The 19422-nt window shown below is 70.2% G+C and carries 17 protein-coding genes, 1 rRNA gene, 2 pseudogenes and 1 riboswitch; of the genes and pseudogenes, 13 read left to right on the top strand and 7 right to left on the bottom strand.

Annotated features, from left to right (window positions below):
* From rrf to ABZ865_RS38205, 11 genes are all read left to right on the top strand, one after another.
* Positions 1–95 (top strand): 5S ribosomal RNA (gene rrf, locus ABZ865_RS38255); the annotation flags it as partial.
* 110 nt (positions 96–205) lie between these two features.
* Positions 206–814, top strand: coding sequence for a CDP-alcohol phosphatidyltransferase family protein (locus ABZ865_RS38250; protein WP_361240858.1), 609 nt, complete (start codon positions 206–208; stop codon positions 812–814).
* A gap of 114 nt (positions 815–928) precedes the next feature.
* Positions 929–3424 carry a mannose-1-phosphate guanyltransferase gene (locus ABZ865_RS38245; protein ID WP_361240855.1) on the top strand — a complete coding sequence of 832 codons (2496 nt, stop codon included), beginning with the start codon at positions 929–931 and terminating at the stop codon, positions 3422–3424.
* Between the two features lie 154 nt (positions 3425–3578).
* Positions 3579–4496 carry a DUF881 domain-containing protein gene (locus tag ABZ865_RS38240; protein WP_361240852.1) on the top strand — a complete coding sequence of 306 codons (918 nt, stop codon included), beginning with the start codon at positions 3579–3581 and terminating at the stop codon, positions 4494–4496.
* Complete coding sequence (locus tag ABZ865_RS38235; RefSeq protein WP_003988855.1) at positions 4493–4825, top strand: small basic family protein; 333 nt, start codon at positions 4493–4495, stop codon at positions 4823–4825. Before ABZ865_RS38240 ends, ABZ865_RS38235 begins: the two co-directional genes overlap by 4 nt.
* A 5-nt stretch (positions 4826–4830) precedes the next feature.
* A complete protein-coding gene (locus tag ABZ865_RS38230) occupies positions 4831–5667 on the top strand; it encodes a DUF881 domain-containing protein (protein WP_361240849.1) in 837 nt (278 codons plus the stop codon).
* Positions 5668–5857: 190 nt separating this feature from the next.
* On the top strand, positions 5858–6688 hold the full coding sequence (locus ABZ865_RS38225; RefSeq protein WP_361240846.1) for an FHA domain-containing protein: 831 nt from the start codon (positions 5858–5860) through the stop codon (positions 6686–6688).
* A 38-nt stretch (positions 6689–6726) separates the two neighbouring features.
* Positions 6727–7470: a MerR family transcriptional regulator gene (locus ABZ865_RS38220; protein ID WP_361240843.1), complete on the top strand. Its 744-nt coding sequence runs from the start codon at positions 6727–6729 to the stop codon at positions 7468–7470.
* A gap of 84 nt (positions 7471–7554) precedes the next feature.
* Entirely contained in the window at positions 7555–8028 is a 474-nt protein-coding gene (locus ABZ865_RS38215; RefSeq protein ID WP_037684412.1) for a bifunctional nuclease family protein, read from the top strand.
* 277 nt (positions 8029–8305) lie between these two features.
* Complete coding sequence (locus ABZ865_RS38210; protein WP_361240840.1) at positions 8306–8989, top strand: MerR family transcriptional regulator; 684 nt, start codon at positions 8306–8308, stop codon at positions 8987–8989.
* Positions 8990–9054: 65 nt separating this feature from the next.
* The gene (locus ABZ865_RS38205) at positions 9055–10407 is read left to right on the top strand and encodes a DNA polymerase IV (protein ID WP_361240837.1); all 1353 of its coding nucleotides are present in this window, start codon (positions 9055–9057) and stop codon (positions 10405–10407) included.
* Positions 10408–10465: 58 nt separating this feature from the next.
* Here the strand turns inward: ABZ865_RS38205 and ABZ865_RS38200 are convergent, their stop codons facing one another.
* Complete coding sequence (locus ABZ865_RS38200) at positions 10466–10837, bottom strand: PRC-barrel domain-containing protein (RefSeq protein ID WP_361240834.1); 372 nt, start codon at positions 10835–10837, stop codon at positions 10466–10468.
* Positions 10838–10956: 119 nt separating this feature from the next.
* A riboswitch (glycine riboswitch) is annotated at positions 10957–11050 on the top strand.
* Between the two features lie 176 nt (positions 11051–11226).
* Between ABZ865_RS38200 and gcvP the strand changes: the two genes are divergently transcribed.
* Positions 11227–14112, top strand: a complete 2886-nt coding sequence (gene gcvP / locus ABZ865_RS38195) for an aminomethyl-transferring glycine dehydrogenase (protein WP_361240831.1) — start codon at positions 11227–11229, stop codon at positions 14110–14112.
* 158 nt (positions 14113–14270) lie between these two features.
* Here the strand turns inward: gcvP and ABZ865_RS38190 are convergent, their stop codons facing one another.
* From ABZ865_RS38190 to modA, 4 genes are all read right to left on the bottom strand, one after another.
* Complete coding sequence (locus ABZ865_RS38190) at positions 14271–14693, bottom strand: TOBE domain-containing protein (RefSeq protein WP_361240828.1); 423 nt, start codon at positions 14691–14693, stop codon at positions 14271–14273.
* A 28-nt stretch (positions 14694–14721) separates the two neighbouring features.
* On the bottom strand, positions 14722–15792 hold the full coding sequence (locus tag ABZ865_RS38185) for an ABC transporter ATP-binding protein (protein ID WP_361240888.1): 1071 nt from the start codon (positions 15790–15792) through the stop codon (positions 14722–14724).
* 200 nt (positions 15793–15992) lie between these two features.
* Positions 15993–16850: a molybdate ABC transporter permease subunit gene (gene modB, locus ABZ865_RS38180; protein ID WP_361240825.1), complete on the bottom strand. Its 858-nt coding sequence runs from the start codon at positions 16848–16850 to the stop codon at positions 15993–15995.
* Positions 16847–17674: a molybdate ABC transporter substrate-binding protein gene (gene modA, locus ABZ865_RS38175; RefSeq protein ID WP_361240822.1), complete on the bottom strand. Its 828-nt coding sequence runs from the start codon at positions 17672–17674 to the stop codon at positions 16847–16849. The genes modB and modA overlap by 4 nt, the downstream gene beginning before the upstream one ends.
* A gap of 149 nt (positions 17675–17823) precedes the next feature.
* On the opposite strand from modA, the pseudogene ABZ865_RS38170 reads away from it, so the two are divergent.
* Positions 17824–18366 (top strand): annotated as a pseudogene (locus tag ABZ865_RS38170) (molybdopterin-dependent oxidoreductase).
* Here the strand turns inward: ABZ865_RS38170 and ABZ865_RS38165 are convergent.
* Both ABZ865_RS38165 and ABZ865_RS38160 read right to left on the bottom strand, forming a co-directional pair.
* A pseudogene (locus ABZ865_RS38165) lies at positions 18281–18848 on the bottom strand (aldehyde oxidase); the annotation flags it as partial. The pseudogenes ABZ865_RS38170 and ABZ865_RS38165 sit on opposite strands and share 86 nt — an antisense overlap.
* Positions 18849–18977: 129 nt before the next feature.
* On the bottom strand, positions 18978–19373 hold the full coding sequence (locus ABZ865_RS38160) for a helix-turn-helix transcriptional regulator (RefSeq protein WP_361240819.1): 396 nt from the start codon (positions 19371–19373) through the stop codon (positions 18978–18980).
* Positions 19374–19422: the final 49 nt, after the last annotated feature.

Below are 19422 nucleotides of genomic sequence, written 5' to 3'. Positions count from 1 at the left end.
AAACGCCCGGTTACATTCCGAACCCGGAAGCTAAGCCTCACAGCGCCGATGGTACTGCAGGGGGGACCCTGTGGGAGAGTAGGACGCCGCCGAACTCCCTTTCAAGCTCCGGCTCTTGGGCATACAGCCCAGGAGCCGGAGCTTTTTTGCGTTGAGGTAGGGTCAGGGGGCATCGTTGGTTCGTTTCGCAACAGGAGGCCCCCGGGTGGAGGTCCAGGAGACCCGTGTCCAGACGGACCGGGTCCTCACCATCCCCAACATCCTCAGCATGGCGCGGCTCGTCGGCGTACCCCTCTTCCTGTGGTTGATCCTCAGGCCGGAGTTCGGCGGCCCGAACAGCGACGGCTGGGCTCTCCTGGTACTCGCCCTGAGCGGGGTCAGTGACTATCTCGACGGCAAGCTCGCCCGGCGCTGGAATCAGATCAGCAGCCTCGGCCGGCTTCTCGATCCCGCCGCCGACCGGCTCTACGTGCTTTCCACGCTGGTGGGTCTCACCTGGCGGGAGATCCTGCCGATCTGGCTGACCGCCCTCCTGTTGTTGCGAGAGCTGGTTCTGCTGGTGATGGTGGGCATCCTCAGGCGTCACGGCTATCCGCCGCCGCAGGTGAACTTCCTGGGGAAGGCAGCCACGTTCAACCTGATGTACGCGTTCCCGTTGCTGCTGCTCAGTGACGGGAGTGGTTGGATCGCGTCACTCGCTGCCATTTTCGGATGGGCGTTCGCAGGTTGGGGTACGACGCTCTACTGGTGGGCAGGAGTGCTCTACGTGGTTCAAGTCCGCCGTCTGGTGCGTGCGGACGCCATGGCCGATTGAGCTCGGCGATTGTCCTGACGTAGTGCTTCGATGGCCCGCGGGTGAAAAGTGCGGGACAATCTGGACGGGTGAAGTCGGCTGGACCGTCGTCTCTTGGAGGAGGACGCTTCCGACATGAAGGCCGTCGTGATGGCTGGTGGCGAAGGCACGCGCCTGCGCCCCATGACCTCAAGCATGCCCAAGCCGCTCCTGCCGGTGGCGAACCGCCCGATCATGGAGCACGTGCTACGGCTGCTCAAAAGGCACGGGTTGACCGAGACCGTCGTCACCGTGCAGTTCCTGGCATCGCTGGTCAAGAACTACTTCGGTGATGGCGAAGAGCTCGGAATGGAGCTCACTTATGCCAATGAGGAGAAGCCACTCGGTACCGCCGGAAGCGTCAAGAACGCCGAAGAGGCGTTGAAGGACGATGCCTTCCTCGTCATCTCCGGCGATGCCCTGACCGACTTCGACCTCACGGAGCTGATCAATTTCCACAAGGAGAAGGGCGCTCTGGTCACGGTCTGCCTGACCCGGGTGCCCAATCCGCTGGAGTTCGGCATCACCATCGTCGACGAGGAAGGAAAGGTCGAGCGCTTCCTCGAGAAGCCGACCTGGGGGCAGGTCTTCTCCGACACGGTGAACACGGGCATCTATGTCATGGAGCCCGAAGTCTTCAACTACGTCGAAGCCGACGTTCCCGTCGACTGGTCCGGTGACGTCTTTCCGCAGCTCATGAAGGAAGGCAAGCCGATCTACGGCTTTGTCGCCGAGGGCTACTGGGAGGACGTCGGCACCCACGAGAGCTATGTGAAGGCCCAGGCCGACGTCCTCGAGGGCAAGGTCGACGTCGACATCGACGGTTTCGAGATCTCGCCGGGCGTGTGGGTCGCCGAGGGCGCCGAGGTGCACTCGGACGCGGTGCTGCGCGGGCCGCTCTACATCGGTGACTACGCCAAGGTCGAGGCCGGCGCGGAAATCCGCGAGCACACCGTCGTCGGATCGAACGTGGTCGTCAAGAGCGGTGCCTTCCTGCACAAGGCCGTTGTGCACGACAACGTGTACATCGGGCAGCACAGCAATCTCCGCGGCTGCGTCGTCGGGAAGAACACCGACATCATGCGAGCGGCCCGGATCGAGGACGGCGCGGTCATCGGTGACGAGTGCCTGATCGGTGAAGAATCGATCGTTCAGGGCAATGTCCGGGTCTACCCGTTCAAGACCATCGAGGCCGGTGCCTTCGTCAATACCTCGGTCATCTGGGAGTCCAGGGGACAGGCGCATCTCTTCGGCGCCCGGGGTGTGTCCGGAATCCTGAACGTGGAGATCACGCCCGAGCTGGCGGTACGGCTGGCCGGCGCGTACGCGACCATGCTGAAGAAGGGCGCCACGGTCACCACGGCACGTGACCACTCCCGAGGGGCCCGTGCGCTCAAGCGGGCGGTCATCTCCGCCCTCCAGGCGAGCGCCATCGACGTACGCGACCTGGAGAACGTGCCGCTGCCCGTGGCACGGCAGCAGACCGCGCGCGGCAGCGCCGGCGGCATCATGATCCGGACCTCGCCGGGTGTCCCGGACTCCGTCGACATCATGTTCTTCGACGGGCAGGGAGCGGACCTGTCGCAGGGCAGCCAGCGCAAGCTCGACCGGGTGTTCGCGCGGCAGGAGTACCGGCGGGCGTTCCCGGGCGAGATAGGCGATCTGTACTTCCCGTCCAGCGTCTTCGACTCGTACACGGGTTCGCTGCTGCGGAACGTCGACACGACCGGGATCGCGGAGGCCGGTCTGAAGGTCGTCGTGGACGCCTCCAACGGCAGTGCGGGCCTCGTGCTGCCCAGCCTCCTCGGCAAGCTCGGTGTGGACTCGCTGACCATCAACCCCGGTCTCGACGAGTCCAGGCCCACCGAGACGGCCGAGATACGCCGCAAGGGGCTGATGCGGCTCGGTGAGATCGTGGCGTCCTCCGGGGCCGCGTTCGGCGTTCGGTTCGACCCGGTCGGCGAGCGGCTGTCGCTCGTGGACGAGAAGGGCCGGATCATCGAGGACGACCGGGCGCTCCTGGTGATGCTGGACCTGGTCGCCGCCGAGCGGCGCAGCGGGCGGGTGGCGCTGCCGGTGACCACGACCCGGATCGCGGAGCAGGTGGCCGCGTATCACGGCACCCAGGTCGAGTGGACGACCACGTCTCCCGACGACCTGACGCGCGTGGGCGGCGAAGAGGGCACCATTTTCGGCGGTGACGGCAAGGGCGGGTTCATCGTCCCCGAGTTCGGCAGCGTCTTCGACGGCACGGCGGCGTTCGTACGGCTGATCGGGCTGGTGGCGCGGACGCAGCTCACGCTGAGCCAGATCGACGCGCGGATTCCGCGGGCTCATGTCCTCAAGCGGGACCTGGCGACGCCGTGGGCCGTCAAGGGTCTGGTGATGCGGCGGGTCGTCGAGGCGGCCGGGGATCGCTTTGTCGACACGACGGACGGTGTGCGGGTCGTGGAGACCGACGGCCGCTGGGTGATGGTGCTGCCGGACCCGGCCGAGGCGGTCACGCACCTGTGGGCGGAGGGCCCGGACGACGCCTCCGCGCAGGCCCTGCTGGACGAGTGGTCGGCCGTCGTGGACAGCGCCGGACGGTAGACGGAGCGGCACCGAGCGGTGCGCCGAACGGTGGACGGCACGGCTCGGTGCGCAAATCCACCGCACGCGCGCGTGCCGGACAAGTGTCACTCTAAGGGGGCCTGTCCGGCACGCCGGTGGGGCCGTTCGGAGGTACGGCTCGCGACATGCGACGATGTGCGGCATGCCGCAGCAACCCCCCGTTCGGAGCAGCCCCGGGCGGCCGCCTCGCCCGGACGCGTCCATGTCGTTGATCACCAACGTCATGGACCACAGCCTCGACGACGGGTATGCCGAGGCCGCCGCCCGCAAGAAGTCCGAGGGCGAGGGCGGGCTGCCGAAGACCCTCAGGGCGAAGCTGGGCCTGGCGGGGGGTCTGGTCCTGGCGGCGCTCGTGGTGACCGTCGGCGCGGCACAGGCGCGCGTGGCGGCGCCGGTGGTGGCCAAGGAGCGCCAGGAGCTGATCGACCGCATCGACCGTGAGACCGCCTCCGCGGACAAGCTCGAGGGCGATGTCGACAAGCTGCGGGACGACGTGGGCGCGCGGCAGCGCGAGGCGCTGCGGGCGAGCGGTGGCGGCAGCAGTTCGGACGTGGTGGGCATCCTGTCCGGTGCCACGGCGGTGCACGGCCCAGGGGTCAGGCTCGTGGTGGACGACGCCAAGGAGGCCGACGCCGGCGGCGACGGCACCAATCCGCGCGAGACGTCCGGGTTCTCCGACACCGGGCGGGTGCGTGACCGGGACATGCAGCGCGTGGTCAACGGACTGTGGGCGTCCGGCGCCGAGGCCGTCTCCATCAACGGCCAGCGGCTGACCGCCCTGTCCGCGATCAGGGCCGCGGGTGACGCGATACTGGTCGACAACAAGCCGCTGGTACCGCCGTACACGGTGCTGGCCGTGGGGGACGGGCAACAGCTGAGCACCAGGTTCCAGAACAGCGCCGACGGGTTGTTCCTGCACGCTCTGGAACAGAACTTCGGCATCCGCGCCACCATCGCCACCGAGGGTGACGTTCGGCTGCCCGCCGCACCGAGCGTGACCGTACGTACTGCACAGCCGAACGCCGAGAAGACTGAGAAGGGCACATCGTGATCGCCGTACTGGGCCTCGTCGTGGGAGTCGTGGCCGGCCTGTTGGTCCGGCCCGAGGTTCCGGCGGTCGTCGAGCCGTATCTGCCGATCGCCGTCGTGGCGGCGCTGGACGCCGTCTTCGGTGGTCTGCGGGCCATGCTCGACGGCATCTTCGACGACAAGGTCTTCGTGGTGTCGTTCCTGTCGAACGTGGTCGTGGCCGCGTTGATCGTGTTCCTGGGCGACAAGTTGGGCGTGGGCGCGCAGCTGTCCACCGGCGTCGTGGTGGTCCTGGGCATCCGGATCTTCTCCAACGCCGCGGCCATCCGCCGGCACGTGTTCCGGGCGTGACACCGATGAGCGACCAGGACGAGCGGCCGGAGAACAGGCTGCGCAGGGAACTGCCCGACGAGGTCCCGGCGTCGGGGCCCGAGACCGAGCCGGCCGCGGCCGAGAGCGGTGAGCCGAAGCTCACCGGGCGTCAGCGGCTGGTCAAGGGGCTTTGGCCGCCGCGGCTCACCCGTGCGCAACTCATCGTCGCGGTGCTGCTGTTCGGGCTCGGCTTCGGGCTCGCGGTGCAGGTGGCGTCGAACAGCGACAGCGGCAGCGCCCTGCGCGGCGCCCGTCAGGAAGATCTTGTTCGCATCCTCGATGAACTCGACGACCGTACTCAGCGTCTTGAGGACGAGAAGCAGGGACTCGAAAAGCAGCGCCAGGAACTGCAGAGCAGCTCCGACCAGGCCGCGGAGGCCCGCAAGCAGACCGCCGAGAAGGAGAAGCAACTCGGCATTCTGGCGGGCACAGTCGCGGCGCAGGGTCCCGGCATCACCATGACGGTCGAGGACACGAAGGGGACGGTCAAAGCGGACATGCTGCTCGACGCGATCCAGGAGTTGCGCGCGGCCGGCGCGGAGGCGATCGAGATCAACGGGGTGCGCATCGTCGCGAACACCTATCTGACCGACTCCGGCAAGAGCGTGAGTGTCGACGGGAACAAGATCGACGCGCCCTATCGTTTCAAGGTCATCGGCAAGCCGCAGGACCTCGAGCCGGCGCTGAACATCCCGGGAGGCGTGGTGCAGACTCTGGAGAAGGAGCAGGCCACGGTGACTGTCGAGCGGTCGAGCAAGATCGTCGTGGATGCCTTGCGACAGGCGAAGCAGCCTGACTACGCTCGGTCGTCCTCCCGGTGAACCAGTGGTGCATGGGGGGCTTCCGGCAGGGGCATGAGGTTGCGGGGGGTCGGCGCACCGATGGGGAGGTGCGTGGTGGAAACTGTTTGGTGGAAACGGACGTTGTGAGGATGTCCGGGTCGACCGGTGTCGGCAATCAGGGTTCGTCCTGCCCCACGGGCGGGTCTGTTTCGGTCAAGGGGAATCGCCCGTGAAGTTGTTTGCGAAGTTGTTCGGCAAGAGCGCGCGAGAGGGCAGCGACAACGCGACCGCTCGCCATCGCGCACAGCCTGACGCGGAGGGCCAGCGCCCGCTGTTCCGGGACCAGGTCGCTGGTCCGGGCGGTGACATTTCCGGAGGCCAGGGCGCGGCGTCTGTTGACCCTGCCCAGTCCGGCGGCATAGGTTTCGGGCAACCGTCAACCTCAAGTGCGGGTGGAGGGTTTGCCTCTGACCCGTATGCGTCCAACGCCCCCGCGGGGCTTCCGCGGCAGGAGGATCCGTCCATGTCGGTCCTGGTGTGTACGAGGTGCGGTAACCGCAACGCGGAGAACGCCCGCTTCTGCTCCCACTGCGGTGCGCCCCTGCGTCCTGGTGTGGCGCCCGAGCGCGCCTCCGAGACCACGTCCACGATCTCCATCTCCGGCCTCGAGGCCTACGACGCGGAGGCGACCGGCCAGACGCCGATGCCGATGCTCTCGCCCGAGGCGCAGGCGGCCGTCGATGCGCTGCCGCTGGGCTCGGCGCTCCTGGTGGTGCGCCGGGGGCCGAACTCGGGCAGCCGCTTCCTGCTGGACGGCGACCTGACCACGGCCGGCCGTCATCCGCAGAGCGACATCTTCCTGGACGACGTGACGGTCTCGCGTCGCCACGTGGAGTTCCGGCGCTCCCCGGACGGTTCGTTCACGGTGGCCGACGTGGGCAGCCTGAACGGCACGTACGTCAACCGCGAGCGCATCGACCAGGTCGCTCTGTCGAACGGTGACGAGGTGCAGATCGGCAAGTACCGGCTGGTCTTCTACGCGAGCCGACAGGGCATCTGACCTCACCGGACGCCGTCCGGGGACCCCAGGGAAGGTCCATGCTTCAAACACCGAGCGGCGGTGCCGGAAGCGGTACCGCCGCCACGGACAGTGGGCTGATGAGCATCGGCACGGTGCTGAACGTGCTGCGCGACGAGTTTCCCGAAGTCACCATCTCCAAGATCCGTTTCCTGGAGTCGGAGGGGCTCATCGAACCGCGGCGGACCCCCTCGGGGTATCGCAAGTTCAGTGCCGGGGACGTCGAGCGCCTCGGTCACGTCCTGAGGATGCAGCGGGACCACTATCTGCCGCTCAAGGTGATCCGCGAGCATCTGGAGGCCATGGAGCGCGGTGAGGCCGTCCAGCTGCCCGTGGTGGGGCGGCAGCGCAGCCCGGAGGACGCGGAGTCGGAGCAGCCGTCCGACGGGCCCACGGTCGCCCGCGTCGGGCGGGCCGAACTGCTGGCGGCCGCCGGGGTCGACGAGGGTGACCTGAAGGAGTGGGAGTCGTACGGGCTGGTCGCTCCCCTGGAGGACGGGGCGTACGACGCCGAGGCCGTCACCGTGGCCTCGCTCGTGGCCGAGCTGGGCCGCTTCGGGATCGAGCCGCGCCACCTTCGGGTGATGAAGGCGGCCGCCGACCGCGAGGCGGGGCTCGTGGACCAGGTGGTGGCTCCGCTCAAGCGCCACCGCAACCCGCAGACCAGGGCACACGCCGAGGCCCGTACGAAGGAGCTGGCGGCGCTCACGGTGAAGCTGCACGCGGCGATGGTCAAGACCGCTCTCGGCGTGCGGCTGCCCTGAACGGAGGGGCGCCCGGAGGCCGGATCGGCCGCCTGTTCCCGGCCCGACTACCCAAACGTCCCGAGCACGGCCTAGGGTTGCTGTGTGAACGAGCTCGATGTCGTAGGTGTCCGGGTCGAAATGCCCTCCAACCAACCGATCGTGCTCCTGCGCGAAGTGGGGGGCGACCGTTACCTCCCGATCTGGATCGGGCCGGGAGAGGCGACGGCGATCGCCTTCGCGCAGCAGGGCATGGCCCCCGCACGACCGCTGACCCACGATCTGTTCAAGGACGTGCTGGAGGCCGTCGGTCAGGAGCTGACGGAAGTGCGCATCACGGACCTGCGTGAGGGCGTCTTCTACGCGGAGCTGGTCTTCGCCAGCGGGGTCGAGGTGAGCGCCCGTCCGTCCGACGCCATAGCGCTGGCCCTGCGCACCGGAACGCCGATCTTTGGCAGTGACACGGTGCTGGACGACGCCGGCATCGCGATTCCGGACGAGCAGGAGGACGAGGTGGAGAAGTTCCGCGAGTTCCTCGACCAGATCTCGCCCGAGGACTTCGGCACCAGCAGCCAGTGAGGCGCGGTCGGCCGCGCGTGCCGAGCCGCGCGGCCCCAGGGGCCCGGAACCGGCCGTTCAGCGGTGCGGCGACGGGCCGCCGCGACGGCAATTGCCAGCGGCCCGTGAGAGCGTCCTACGCCTTCCCACGACGGCATTCGGCTAGCCTTTCCCCGCGGTGGGGCACGGAAAACCACTCCTAGGGTGATTATCACTCGGCGTGCCGAGTGTGGCGATCGTTGACGCACCCCTGGTGACTGCCTACCGTCGAGAAGGCAGGTCAAGGACGGAGGTCGGCGTGAGCATCAGCGGCGACGGTACGGCTGGGGGTGCCCCCGGACGCGGTTTCGGGGAGAGCGGTCCGTACCCTCCCCCAGGCTCTCAGCTGCGTTCGAGCAGGGGATACGCTCATCCCGCCGGCGCGGCCGATCACGCCCCGCAGCGGCCGACGGTGGTGCCGAGCGGCGGAGGGGCGGCGTCCATGACGTCCGAGCAGATCGGGTATCGCGGCCCCACGGCTTGCGCGGCGGCCGGAATCACCTACCGGCAGCTCGACTACTGGGCCCGTACCGGGCTGGTCGAGCCGAGCGTACGGCCTGCCTACGGGTCGGGTACGCAGCGTCTCTACAGCTTCCGGGACGTCGTCGTCCTGAAGATCGTCAAGCGCTTTCTGGATACGGGCGTCTCGCTGCAGAACATCCGTACGGCCGTCCAGCACCTCAGAGAACGCGGTTTCCGTGATCTTGAGCGGATGACCCTCATGAGCGACGGTGCCACGGTCTACGAGTGCACCTCGCCCGACGAGGTGCACGCCCTGCTCCAGGGTGGTCAGGGCATCTTCGGGATCGCCGTGGGCGTGGTGTGGCGGGACGTGGAGAGCGCGCTCTCCCAGCTGCACGGCGAGCGCATCGACACCGGGGAGACCCTGGTGGGGCAGAACCCCGCGGACGAACTGGCGAGACGGCGCAACCGGGCGGTCTGACACCCCGGTCCGCCGGCGCCCCCACGGGGGCCGCATTGTCAGTGGCGTGGTGCAGCATCGGAGATGTGAGAAACGCGCCCACGATCCTGCATCTCGACATGGATGCCTTCTTCGCCTCGGTGGAGCAGGCGTCCAAGCCGAGCCTGCGCGGGAAGGCCGTCATCGTGGGCGGGCTCGGACCACGCGGGGTGGTGGCGACCGCGTCGTACGAGGCGCGGGTCTTCGGGGTGCACTCGGCGATGCCCATGGCCCAGGCACGCCGGCTCGCGCCGAACGCCGCGTACCTCGTGCCGCGCTTCGCGCTCTACCGGTCGGTCAGCGATCAGGTGATGGCGCTGCTGCGGGCGCTGTCGCCGCTGGTGGAGCCCCTGAGCCTGGACGAGGCGTTCGTGGACCTGGAGGCCGGGGGAGCGGCCTGGGACGAGGAGTCCGCGCTGCTGGCCGGGACCAAGCTGCGCGCGGACATACGGGCGGCCACGGGGCTGACGGGGTCGGTGGGGCTCGCCGCCTCCAAGATGCTCGCGAAGATCGCCTCGGAGCAGGCCAAGCCCGACGGCCTGGTGATCATCGAGCCCGGGACCGAGCGGGAGCTGCTGGGACCCATGTCGGTGCGGACCCTGCCCGGGGTCGGGCCGGCCACCGGGGATCATCTGCGGCGGGCCGGGATCACCACGGTCGAGGAGCTGGCCGAGGCGGGTGAGGACGAGCTGGTCCGGATGCTCGGCAAGGCACACGGGCACGCTCTGTACGCGATGGCGCTCGCGCGCGACGACAGACCCGTGGTGGCCGAGCGGGAGGCCAAGTCGGTGTCCGTGGAGGACACCTATGACGTGGACATCCATGACCGGCTCCGGGTCGGTCTGGAGGTCCAGCGGCTGGCCGACCGGTGCGTCCGGCGGCTGCGCGGATCCGGGCTGTCCGGGCGGACCATCGTGCTGAAGGTGCGGCGCTACGACTTCTCGACGCTGACCCGCTCCGAGACGCTCAGGGGGCCCACGGACGACCCCGCGGTGATCCGTGAGGCGGCCGCGCGGCTGCTGGAGTCCGTGGACACCACGGGCGGGGTGCGGCTGCTCGGCGTGGGCGTCTCCGGGCTCGCCGACTACACGCAGGAGGATCTGTTCGCGCAGGCGGCGCAGCCCTCGGGGGCGGCGGAGGCGCCGGACGGCGATGTGGCCGAGGCCGTGGAGCCGCCCCCGGAGCCCGCCGAGCGGCAGTGGCGTGCCGGGTACGACGTCCGGCACGCCGAGTACGGGCACGGCTGGGTGCAGGGCAGCGGCCTGGGACGGGTCACCGTGCGGTTCGAGACGCCGCAGTCGGAGCCGGGGCGGGTGCGGACGTTCTTGGTCGACGATCCTGATCTGGAGCCGGCGGAGCCGCTGCCGCTGGTGGAGGGTGTGGTGGAGACCGATGCTTAGGGGTCGCCGGCCGGTGCGGCTCAGGGGGCCGGCAGCCCCCTGAGCCGGGAAGGGTGCCTCAGGTTTCCTCCGTTCCCGCCAGCTTGCCGAAGTCGTGGTCGGGGATGTCGGTGGGTGGGGTCACGTCCAGACCGTAGTGGTGGTAGAGCTGCAGTTCCTGTTCGGGAGAGAGATGGCGGCCCACACCGAAGTCGGGGGCGTCCTTGATGAGCGCGCGGTCGAAGGGGACCCGGAGGGTGCCCTCGATCAGCTCGCTGGGCTCCAGCGGGACGAAGGCGTCCCGGGAGAACAGACCGGTGCGTATGGCCGCCCACTCCGGCACGCCGGTGGCGTCGTCGAGGTAGACCTCGTCGATGGTGCCGATCTTGGTGCCGTTGCGGTCGAGCGCCTTGCGGCCGATCAGGTTGCGCGGATCGATGTCGGTCTGCACGGTCCCTCTCCCTCCACTTGGTCGCAACTCATCCGTAAGCACTACAAAAGAGCAGATTCAGGGAGGCGGCCACTCGAGGCCCCGGGCGTTGACCTCGCTGGTAGTCTGGCAACGGCTGCTGACCCCGTGCGGGAGAGTCCTCCGAGCACTCGGAGGCGCCGAAGGAGCAACTCCTCCCCGGAATCTCTCAGGCCCCCGTACCGCACGGACGAGGTCACTCTGGAAAGCAGGGCGGGCGCCGACGGCTCCCGCCCTCACCGACGGTGAAAGCCGGGGCCCTCAGGGCGCCCGGTGAAGCTCTCAGGTTTGAGATGACAGAGGGGGAGGCCGTCTGGGCACCCACGCCGCGGTGCCCCTCGCAGGTCGTACAGACCAGGAGGCCTCCGTACATGACCGCCCATCGCATTCCGCTCTCCGAGCTCGAAGCGGGCATCCCCTTCGAGCAGCGCCACATCGGGCCCGACCAGGAGGCGCGGGCCAAGATGCTCGCGCACGTCGGCTACGGCTCGCTCGACGAGCTGACCGCCGCCGCGGTCCCGGATGTGATCAAGAACGCCGACGCCCTCGACCTTCCGGGCGCCCGCACCGAGGCCGAGGTAATCGCTGAGCTGCGCTCCCTCGCCGACCGCAACCAGGTCCTCGGGTCGATGATCGGGCTCGGCTACTACGGCACCTTCACGCCGCCCGTCATCCTGCGCAACGTCATGGAGAACCCCTCCTGGTACACGGCCTACACGCCGTACCAGCCCGAGATCTCCCAGGGCCGCCTGGAGGCCCTGCTGAACTTCCAGACGATGGTCGCCGAGCTCACCGGCCTGCCCACCTCCGGAGCCTCCCTGCTCGACGAGGGCACCGCCGCCGCCGAGGCGATGGCGCTGTCCCGGCGCATGGGCAAGAACAAGAAGGGCCTGTTCCTGGTCGACGCGGACACGCTGCCGCAGACCATCGCCGTCATCGAGACGCGCGCCGAGCCGACCGGCGTCGAGGTCGTCGTCGCCGACCTCAGCGAGGGCATCCCGGCCGACATCGCCGCACGTGAGATCAACGGCGTGCTGCTCCAGTACCCGGGTGCCTCGGGTGCCGTACGTGACCTCAAGCCGGTCATCGAGCAGGCGCACGAGCTGGGCGCCCTGGTCACGGTCGCCGCCGACCTGCTGGCGCTGACCCTGCTGACCTCGCCGGGCGAGCTGGGCGCGGACATCGCGGTCGGCACGACCCAGCGCTTCGGTGTGCCGATGGGCTTCGGTGGACCGCACGCCGGCTACATGGCGGTGCACGAGAAGTTCGCCCGCAGCCTCCCCGGCCGCCTGGTGGGCGTCTCCGTGGACGCCGATGGCAACAAGGCCTACCGCCTGGCGCTGCAGACCCGTGAGCAGCACATCCGCCGTGAGAAGGCCACCAGCAACATCTGCACCGCGCAGGTGCTGCTCGCCGTGATGGCCGGCATGTACGCCGTCTACCACGGTCCCGAGGGCCTGAAGGCCATCGCGCGGCGCACCCACCGGTACGCCACGATCATCGCCGAGGGCCTGAAGGCCGGCGGTGTCGAGATCGTCCACGGCGCCTACTTCGACACCCTCACCGCGCGCGTGCCCGGCAAGGCCGCCGAGGTCGTCGCCGCCGCCCGGGAGAACGGGGTCAACCTGCGTCTCGTCGACGCCGACCACGTCTCCCTCGCCTGCGACGAGACCACCAACCGGGCGCAGCTTGGCGCCGTCTTCGCCGCCTTCGGCGTCGAGGGCGACGTGGAGGCCCTCGACGCGGCCGCCGCGGAGGCCGTGCCCGAGGCGCTGCTGCGCACCGACGACTACCTGACCCACCCGGTCTTCCACGAGCACCGCTCCGAGACCGCGATGCTGCGCTACCTGCGCAAGCTGGCCGACCGCGACTACGCGCTCGACCGCGGCATGATCCCGCTGGGCTCCTGCACCATGAAGCTCAACGCGACCACCGAGATGGAGCCGGTCACCTGGCCCGAGTTCGGCCAGCTGCACCCGTTCGCGCCCGCCGAGCAGGCCGAGGGCTTCCTCACGCTCATCCACGAGCTGGAGGAACGTCTCGCCGAGGTCACCGGCTACGACAAGGTCTCGCTGCAGCCGAACGCCGGTTCCCAGGGCGAGCTGGCCGGTCTGCTGGCCGTCCGCGGCTACCACCGCGCCAACGGCGACGAGCAGCGCACGATCTGCCTGATCCCGTCCTCCGCGCACGGCACCAACGCCGCCAGCGCCGTGATGGCCGGTATGAAGGTCGTCGTCGTCAAGACCGCCGAGGACGGCGAGATCGACGTCGAGGACCTGCGGGCGAAGATCGAGCAGTACCGCGACGAGCTGGCGGTCCTGATGATCACCTACCCGTCGACGCACGGCGTCTTCGAGGAGCACGTCGCCGACATCTGCGCCCAGGTCCACGAGGCCGGCGGCCAGGTGTACGTCGACGGCGCCAACCTCAACGCCCTGGTCGGCCTCGCCAAGCCCGGCCACTTCGGCGGTGACGTCTCGCACCTGAACCTGCACAAGACGTTCTGCATCCCGCACGGCGGCGGCGGCCCCGGCGTCGGCCCGGTCGCGGTCCGCTCGCACCTGGCGCCGTACCTGCCGAACCACCCGCTGCAGCCGGCCGCCGGCCCGGAGACCGGCGTGGGCCCGATCTCGGCGGCGCCGTGGGGCAGCGCGGGCATCCTGCCCATCTCCTGGGCGTACGTCCGTCTGATGGGCGGCGAGGGCCTCAAGCGGGCCACGCAGGTCGCCGTGCTCTCGGCGAACTACATCGCCAAGCGTCTGGAGCCGCACTACCCGGTGCTCTACACCGGCCCCGGCGGCCTGGTCGCGCACGAGTGCATCATCGACCTGCGCCCGCTGACCAAGGCGACCGGCGTGAGCGTGGACGACGTGGCCAAGCGCCTGATCGACTACGGCTTCCACGCGCCGACCATGTCCTTCCCGGTGGCCGGCACGCTGATGATCGAGCCGACCGAGTCGGAGGACCTGGGCGAGCTGGACCGGTTCTGCGACGCGATGATCGCCATCCGCGCGGAGATCGAGAAGGTCGGCGCCGGCGAGTGGCCCGCGGACGACAACCCGCTGCACAACGCCCCGCACACCGCGGCCGCGCTCGGCGGTGAGTGGAAGCACGCCTACAGCCGCGAGGACGCCGTCTTCCCGGCCGGCGTCTCGGCCGCCGACAAGTACTGGCCGCCGGTGCGCCGCATCGACCAGGCCTACGGCGACCGCAACCTGGTGTGCTCCTGCCCGCCGCTGGACGCGTACGAGGACTGAGTGACGTCGTATGCCGTGATGCTGCCGTGATGCCGTTCGGCGGCACGCGGAGCGAGTGACGGGACGAGGCCCCGCCCGGACACCCGGGCGGGGCCTCGTCCGTGTCAGCCGGTGATCGGGCCTCACGGTGTCAGGCGGTGATCAGGGCCTCGTCCGTGTCAGGTGGTGGTCAGGGCCACCTCTGTCGACTTGATCAGGGCCACCACGCGGTCACCGGCCTTCAGCCCGAGGTCGTCCGCGGACTCCTGGGTGATCGCGGAGGTGAGGACGCCGCCGCCGTCGACCGCGACCTTGACGGTGGCCATGGCGGCGCCGGAGGAGACGTCGCTGACGGTGCCGGGCAGCTGGTTGCGGATCGAGATGTGCCGCGGGTGTTCGGTGGCGAGGGACACCTCGGTCGACTTCACCAGAGCGCGGACGGAGGTCCCCTCGGACAGCCCGAGGTCCCGTACGGCCTCCAGGGTGATCGCGGCGGTCAGGTCCTGGCCGCCGGCCAGCCGGATCTTCGCGGTCGCCATGACCTCGCCGGGGTGGACCGCCGTGACGGTGCCGGGAAGCTGGTTGCGGATACTCATGGTCATGGGCCCACACCGTAATGTGCGCGGCTGCTCACGCAGGGTATGCGTGCGTCTGCGTCGCCTTGACGGACGCCCAGACCGAAGCCCCCGGGTGCAGGTCGAGTTCGGCCGCGGCGACCGTGGTGAGGTCGGCGGCGAGCGGGAGTTCACCGGTGAGGTCGGCGCGGATCTGGTCGCCGTGCGTCTCCAGACCGGCGACCTCGCAGCGCCACAGGTTGCGGGCGCTGGCGCCGGTGGGCCGGTCCCGGAAGAGGGTGACGGCACCCGGCGGGAAGGCCACGAAGACCGGTCCGGAAAGGTCTTCCGTGGTCGTGATCGAGGGGCCCGCGTCGAGCCGTACGGTGTGCCGCTCGGCCTGGCCCCGGTAGAGGTTGAGGCCGACGAGCCGCGCGATGTAGTCCGTGCGCGGACGCCGGGCGATGTCGGAGGGGGAGCCTTCCTGGACGACTCGGCCATGCTCGACGACCACCAGCCGGTCGGCGAGCACCATGGCGTCCAGCGGGTCGTGCGTCACCAGGACGGCGACCGCCTCGAACTCGGCGAGGTGCCGGCGCAGCCGGGCGCGGACCTCCAGGCGGGTACGGGCGTCCAGGGCCGCGAGCGGCTCGTCCAGGAGCAGCAGCCGGGGCCGGGTGGCCAGTGCCCGGGCGAGCGCGACGCGCTGGGCCTGGCCGCCGGAGAGGCGGCGGGGCTTGGCGCCCGCGTGGTCGGCGAGGCCCATCCGGTCCAGCCAGGCGGCCGCCTGGGTCCGTGCCTCGGCTTTGCTCGCGCCTTGGCAGCGCGGGCCGAAGGCCACGTTGTCCAGGGCGGACAGGTGCGGGAAGAGCAGGTAGTCCTGGAAGACCACGCCGACGGGGCGGGACTCCGGGGGAGTGTGGTCCAGCGAGGTGCCGTCCAGGTGCAGGTGGCCGTCGGTGAGCGGGGTGAGGCCGGCGAGGGCGCGCAGGGCGGTGGTCTTGCCGGCGCCGTTGGGGCCGAGGAGAGCGACGACGTCGCCGGGGGCGGCGGTGAGGGTGACGTCCAGCCGGAAGGTGGTGCGGTCGACGACGAGGTGGGCGTCGAGGCCGTCGGTGTGGGGGGAGGCGGTGTTGGGGGTGGGCAGGTGCGTGTTCGGGCGCGTGTGTGGGTGCGGGTGCGTGGTGGGTAGCCGGCCTGCGGCCGGCTTTGGGTTCCCACCCGCACCACCCGTGCCACCTGCGTGGTCGGGTGCAGGTGGCACGGGTGGGGGTTCAGCGCCGTCGGCGGTTGCGGGCCGTGCGTGGAGGGGCTGGGGGCCGTCGGTGGTTGGGGGGTGGGGGTTTGTCATGAGGTGGTCATCCAACGGTCTCGCAGTCCCGCCAGCACCGCGATGGACACCGCGAGCAGGACCAGGCTGAGGGCGATCGCGGCCTCGGGGTCGTTCTGCAGGGCGAGGTAGACCGCGAGCGGCATGGTCTGGGTACGGCCGGGGAAGTTGCCCGCGAAGGTGATCGTCGCGCCGAACTCGCCGAGCGCGCGGGCCCAGGCCAGCACGGCGCCCGCGGCGATGCCGGGGGCGATGAGCGGCAGGGTGACCCGGCGGAACGCGGTGAAACGGGAGGCGCCGAGCGTGGTGGCCGCCTCCTCGAAGCGCGGGTCGGCGGCCCGCAGGGTGCCCTCGACGCTGATGACCAGGAAGGGCATCGCGACGAACGCCTCGGCGATCACCACCCCCGTGGTGGTGAAGGGCAGGGTGATTCCGAACCAGGAGTCGAGCCACCTGCCGATAACCCCGTTGCGGCCGAGGGCGAGCAGCAGCGCCACACCGCCGACCACCGGCGGCAGGACCAACGGCAGGGTCACCAGCGCGCGGACCAGACCACGGCCGGGGAACTCCGTACGGGCCAGCAGCCACGCCAGCGGCACCCCCAGCACCAGGGTGACCGCGGTCGCCGCCGTGGCGCTGATCAGGGACAGTTGGAGCGCCTGCCACACCTCGGTGCTGGTCAGCTGCCTCGGCAGGCTCCGCCAGGGGGCGCGCAGCAGCAGCGCGATCAGGGGCAGCAGCAGGAACGCCAGGGCCACCACGCCCGGCACGAGCAGTGGCAGCGGCACCCCGCGGGGGCTCGTGCGGGCAGGGCGGCGCCGCGGCCCGCCCGTGCGGGGGCCGGTCGCGGCGCCGGGCTTGTCGAGCGAGGTCACGGCTTCAGGAAGCCGGCCTCGGTCAGCACCTTCTGGCCTTCGGCGGACTGCACGAGGGCGATGAAGGCGTTGGCCGCCTGGGCGTTGGGCGCGTTCTTCAGCAGGGCGATCGGGTATTCGTTGATCGCCTTGGCCGACTCGGGGAACTCCACGCCCTCCACCTTGTCACCCGCGGCCATCACGTCGGTCTTGTAGACCACCGCGGCGTCGGCCTCCTTCAGCTCGACCTTGGTCAGGGCGCTCTTGACGTCCTGCTCGTAGGAGACCGGGGTGAGCTTGATCTTGGCGGCGTCCAGCGCCTTCTGCGCGGCGGCGCCGCAGGGCACTGTCTTGTCGCACAGGACAACCTTGATGCCGGACTTGGTGAGGTCCTTCAAGGAGGACACCTTGTCGGGGTTGCCCGGCAGGGTGGCGATCTCCAGCTGGTTGCGGACGAAGGTGGCCGGGGTGCCGTCCGCGTCGCTCTTGTCCGTCACGATCTTCATGGTCTTGGGGCTGGCGGCGGCGAAGACGTCGGCCGGGGCACCGCCGGTGATGCTGGCGGCGAGGGTGTCGCTGCCGCCGAAGTTGAAGCTGACCTTGGTGCCCGGGTGCTCCTGCTCGAACTGCTTGCCCAAGGCGGTGAAGCTCTCCTTCAGGGAGGCGGCCGCGAACACGGTGACCGTGCCCGAGAGCTTGGGAGCGGCGGAGCCGGACATGCCCGACGTGTCGGACTTGGTGGTCGACGAGTCGTCGGAGGAGGAGCAGGCGCTGAGGGCCATCAGGGCGGCGGCTCCCGCGCCGGCCAGCTGCAGCATCCGGGCCCGGCGCATGGAACGGGTCATCACGTGTCTACTCCTCGGGTCTGTGGAACAGCTGTCGCGCCCTTCCAGGGCCGGAATCCGGCCACGCGGCGATAATACTGCCGCATTTGCAAGACCTAAGGCACCTGTCACATCGCATGAGCTGGGATGTTCTTGCTTTGGGCTGGCATATGCGTTTCTACGAAGGTATCGCGCGGGTAGGCTCCAGCCGGAGGTGGTCGCAGGTGACGCTCGCGCACATCGCCCTGGCCGGCGATCTGGCCCGGCCCGCCCGGCTGACCGTGCCGGACCTGCTCCGCTGGCCGTAGCACCGGGCGGACGTCGCCTTCGAGTGCGCCACCAGCGGCATCGAGCACCACCGGTTCACCGGCCCACGCCTGTGCGACGTGCTCACCGGCGCCGGACCCGGCTTCGACCCCGCCAGGCGCAAGGACCGGCTGCGTTTCCTCATCGCCGTCACCGGTACCGACGGCCACCAGGCCCTGCTGTCCTGGGCCGAGATCGACCCCGACTTCGCCGCCGCCCCCGTGCTGCTCGCCGTCACGATCGACGACACCCCGCTCGACGCGGCCGGCCCCCAGCTGGTGCTCCCGCAGGACCGCTGCGGGGCCCGGCACGTCAGCGGGATCACCGCGATCCGGGTGGACGGCGGCTACCGCCCCGCCGCTCCAGCGCCGGCCACACCCCGTCGCGCGTCAGCGGCAACTCCGTGAACCGCAGCCCCGTCGCGTCCCGCAGGGCGTTGGCCAGGGTCGGCGCGACCGGGTTGAAGGGGCTCTCGCTCATCGACTTGGCGCCCAGCGGGCCGATCGCGTCGGCCGTCTCATGAAGTGCACCTCGGCGCGCGGCACATCGGCGTACTGGGGCAGCCGGTAGCGGCGGAAGGCGGCGGTGCCGACGGCCAGATCGAAGGTGCCGTCGGGCAGCAGGGCCACCCGGGCGTCGGCGATGTGGCCGCCGGGCGGGCCGGTCGCGATCATCGCCAGGGCCGCGCCCTCGCCGACCAGCCAGCCCTCGGGGCCTCGGCCCGCGGCTCCGCCTGAGCCCGGCGCACGATCGACAGGCACTGGTCGAGGCCGTAGCTCGCGATGTGCAGGTCCTCCTCGTGGCCGCCCGGCGTCTGCATCGGCTCGTCGGGGCCGATGATGTTGCGCGCCTTGAACTCCAGCGGGTCCAGGTCGAGGCGGCGGGCCATCGACCTGTGGGCGGCGCTGCTGTGCCGGTGAGGGGTACGACGGTGACGGCACCGAGCCGGCAACGGATCGGCACCGGGCCAGCACCGGATCGGCACCGTGCCGGCACCTCGGCACCGGGCGGTGCGGAGTCAGACGCGGTCGATGTGTACGTTCGTCGACTTCACGCGGGCGGTGGCCTCCATGCCGACCTCCAGGCCCAGTTCCTCGACGGCCTCCCGGGTCAGCAGGGAGACCAGTCGGTGCGGACCCGCCTGGATCTCCACCTGGGCGGCGACGTCGCCGAGCTTGATGGCGGTGACGATGCCGGGGAAGGCGTTGCGGACGGAGGTGTAGGAGGCGTCTTCCTCACCGGCGCTCGTCTGGGCCAGTTCGACCGAGAACGCGGCGAGGTCCTTGCCGGCGATCAGACGCCGGCCGGACTCGTCGCGATGGGTGGCCACCCGGCCGGCGTCGGCCCAGCGGCGGGCCGTGTCCGGGCTCACGCCGAGCAGCCGCGCGGCCTGCCCGATGGTGTAGGACTGCATGGTCGTCACCATAGATCGCGCGGCCGGAAACCCGGGACACGGGGTGTGA

It is taken from the genome of Streptomyces sp. NPDC047085, assembly GCF_040643735.1.
Lineage (GTDB): Bacteria > Actinomycetota > Actinomycetes > Streptomycetales > Streptomycetaceae > Streptomyces.
The sequence above is the reverse complement of the archived record's forward strand: the minus strand, read 5'-3'. Positions and strand labels throughout refer to the sequence as shown.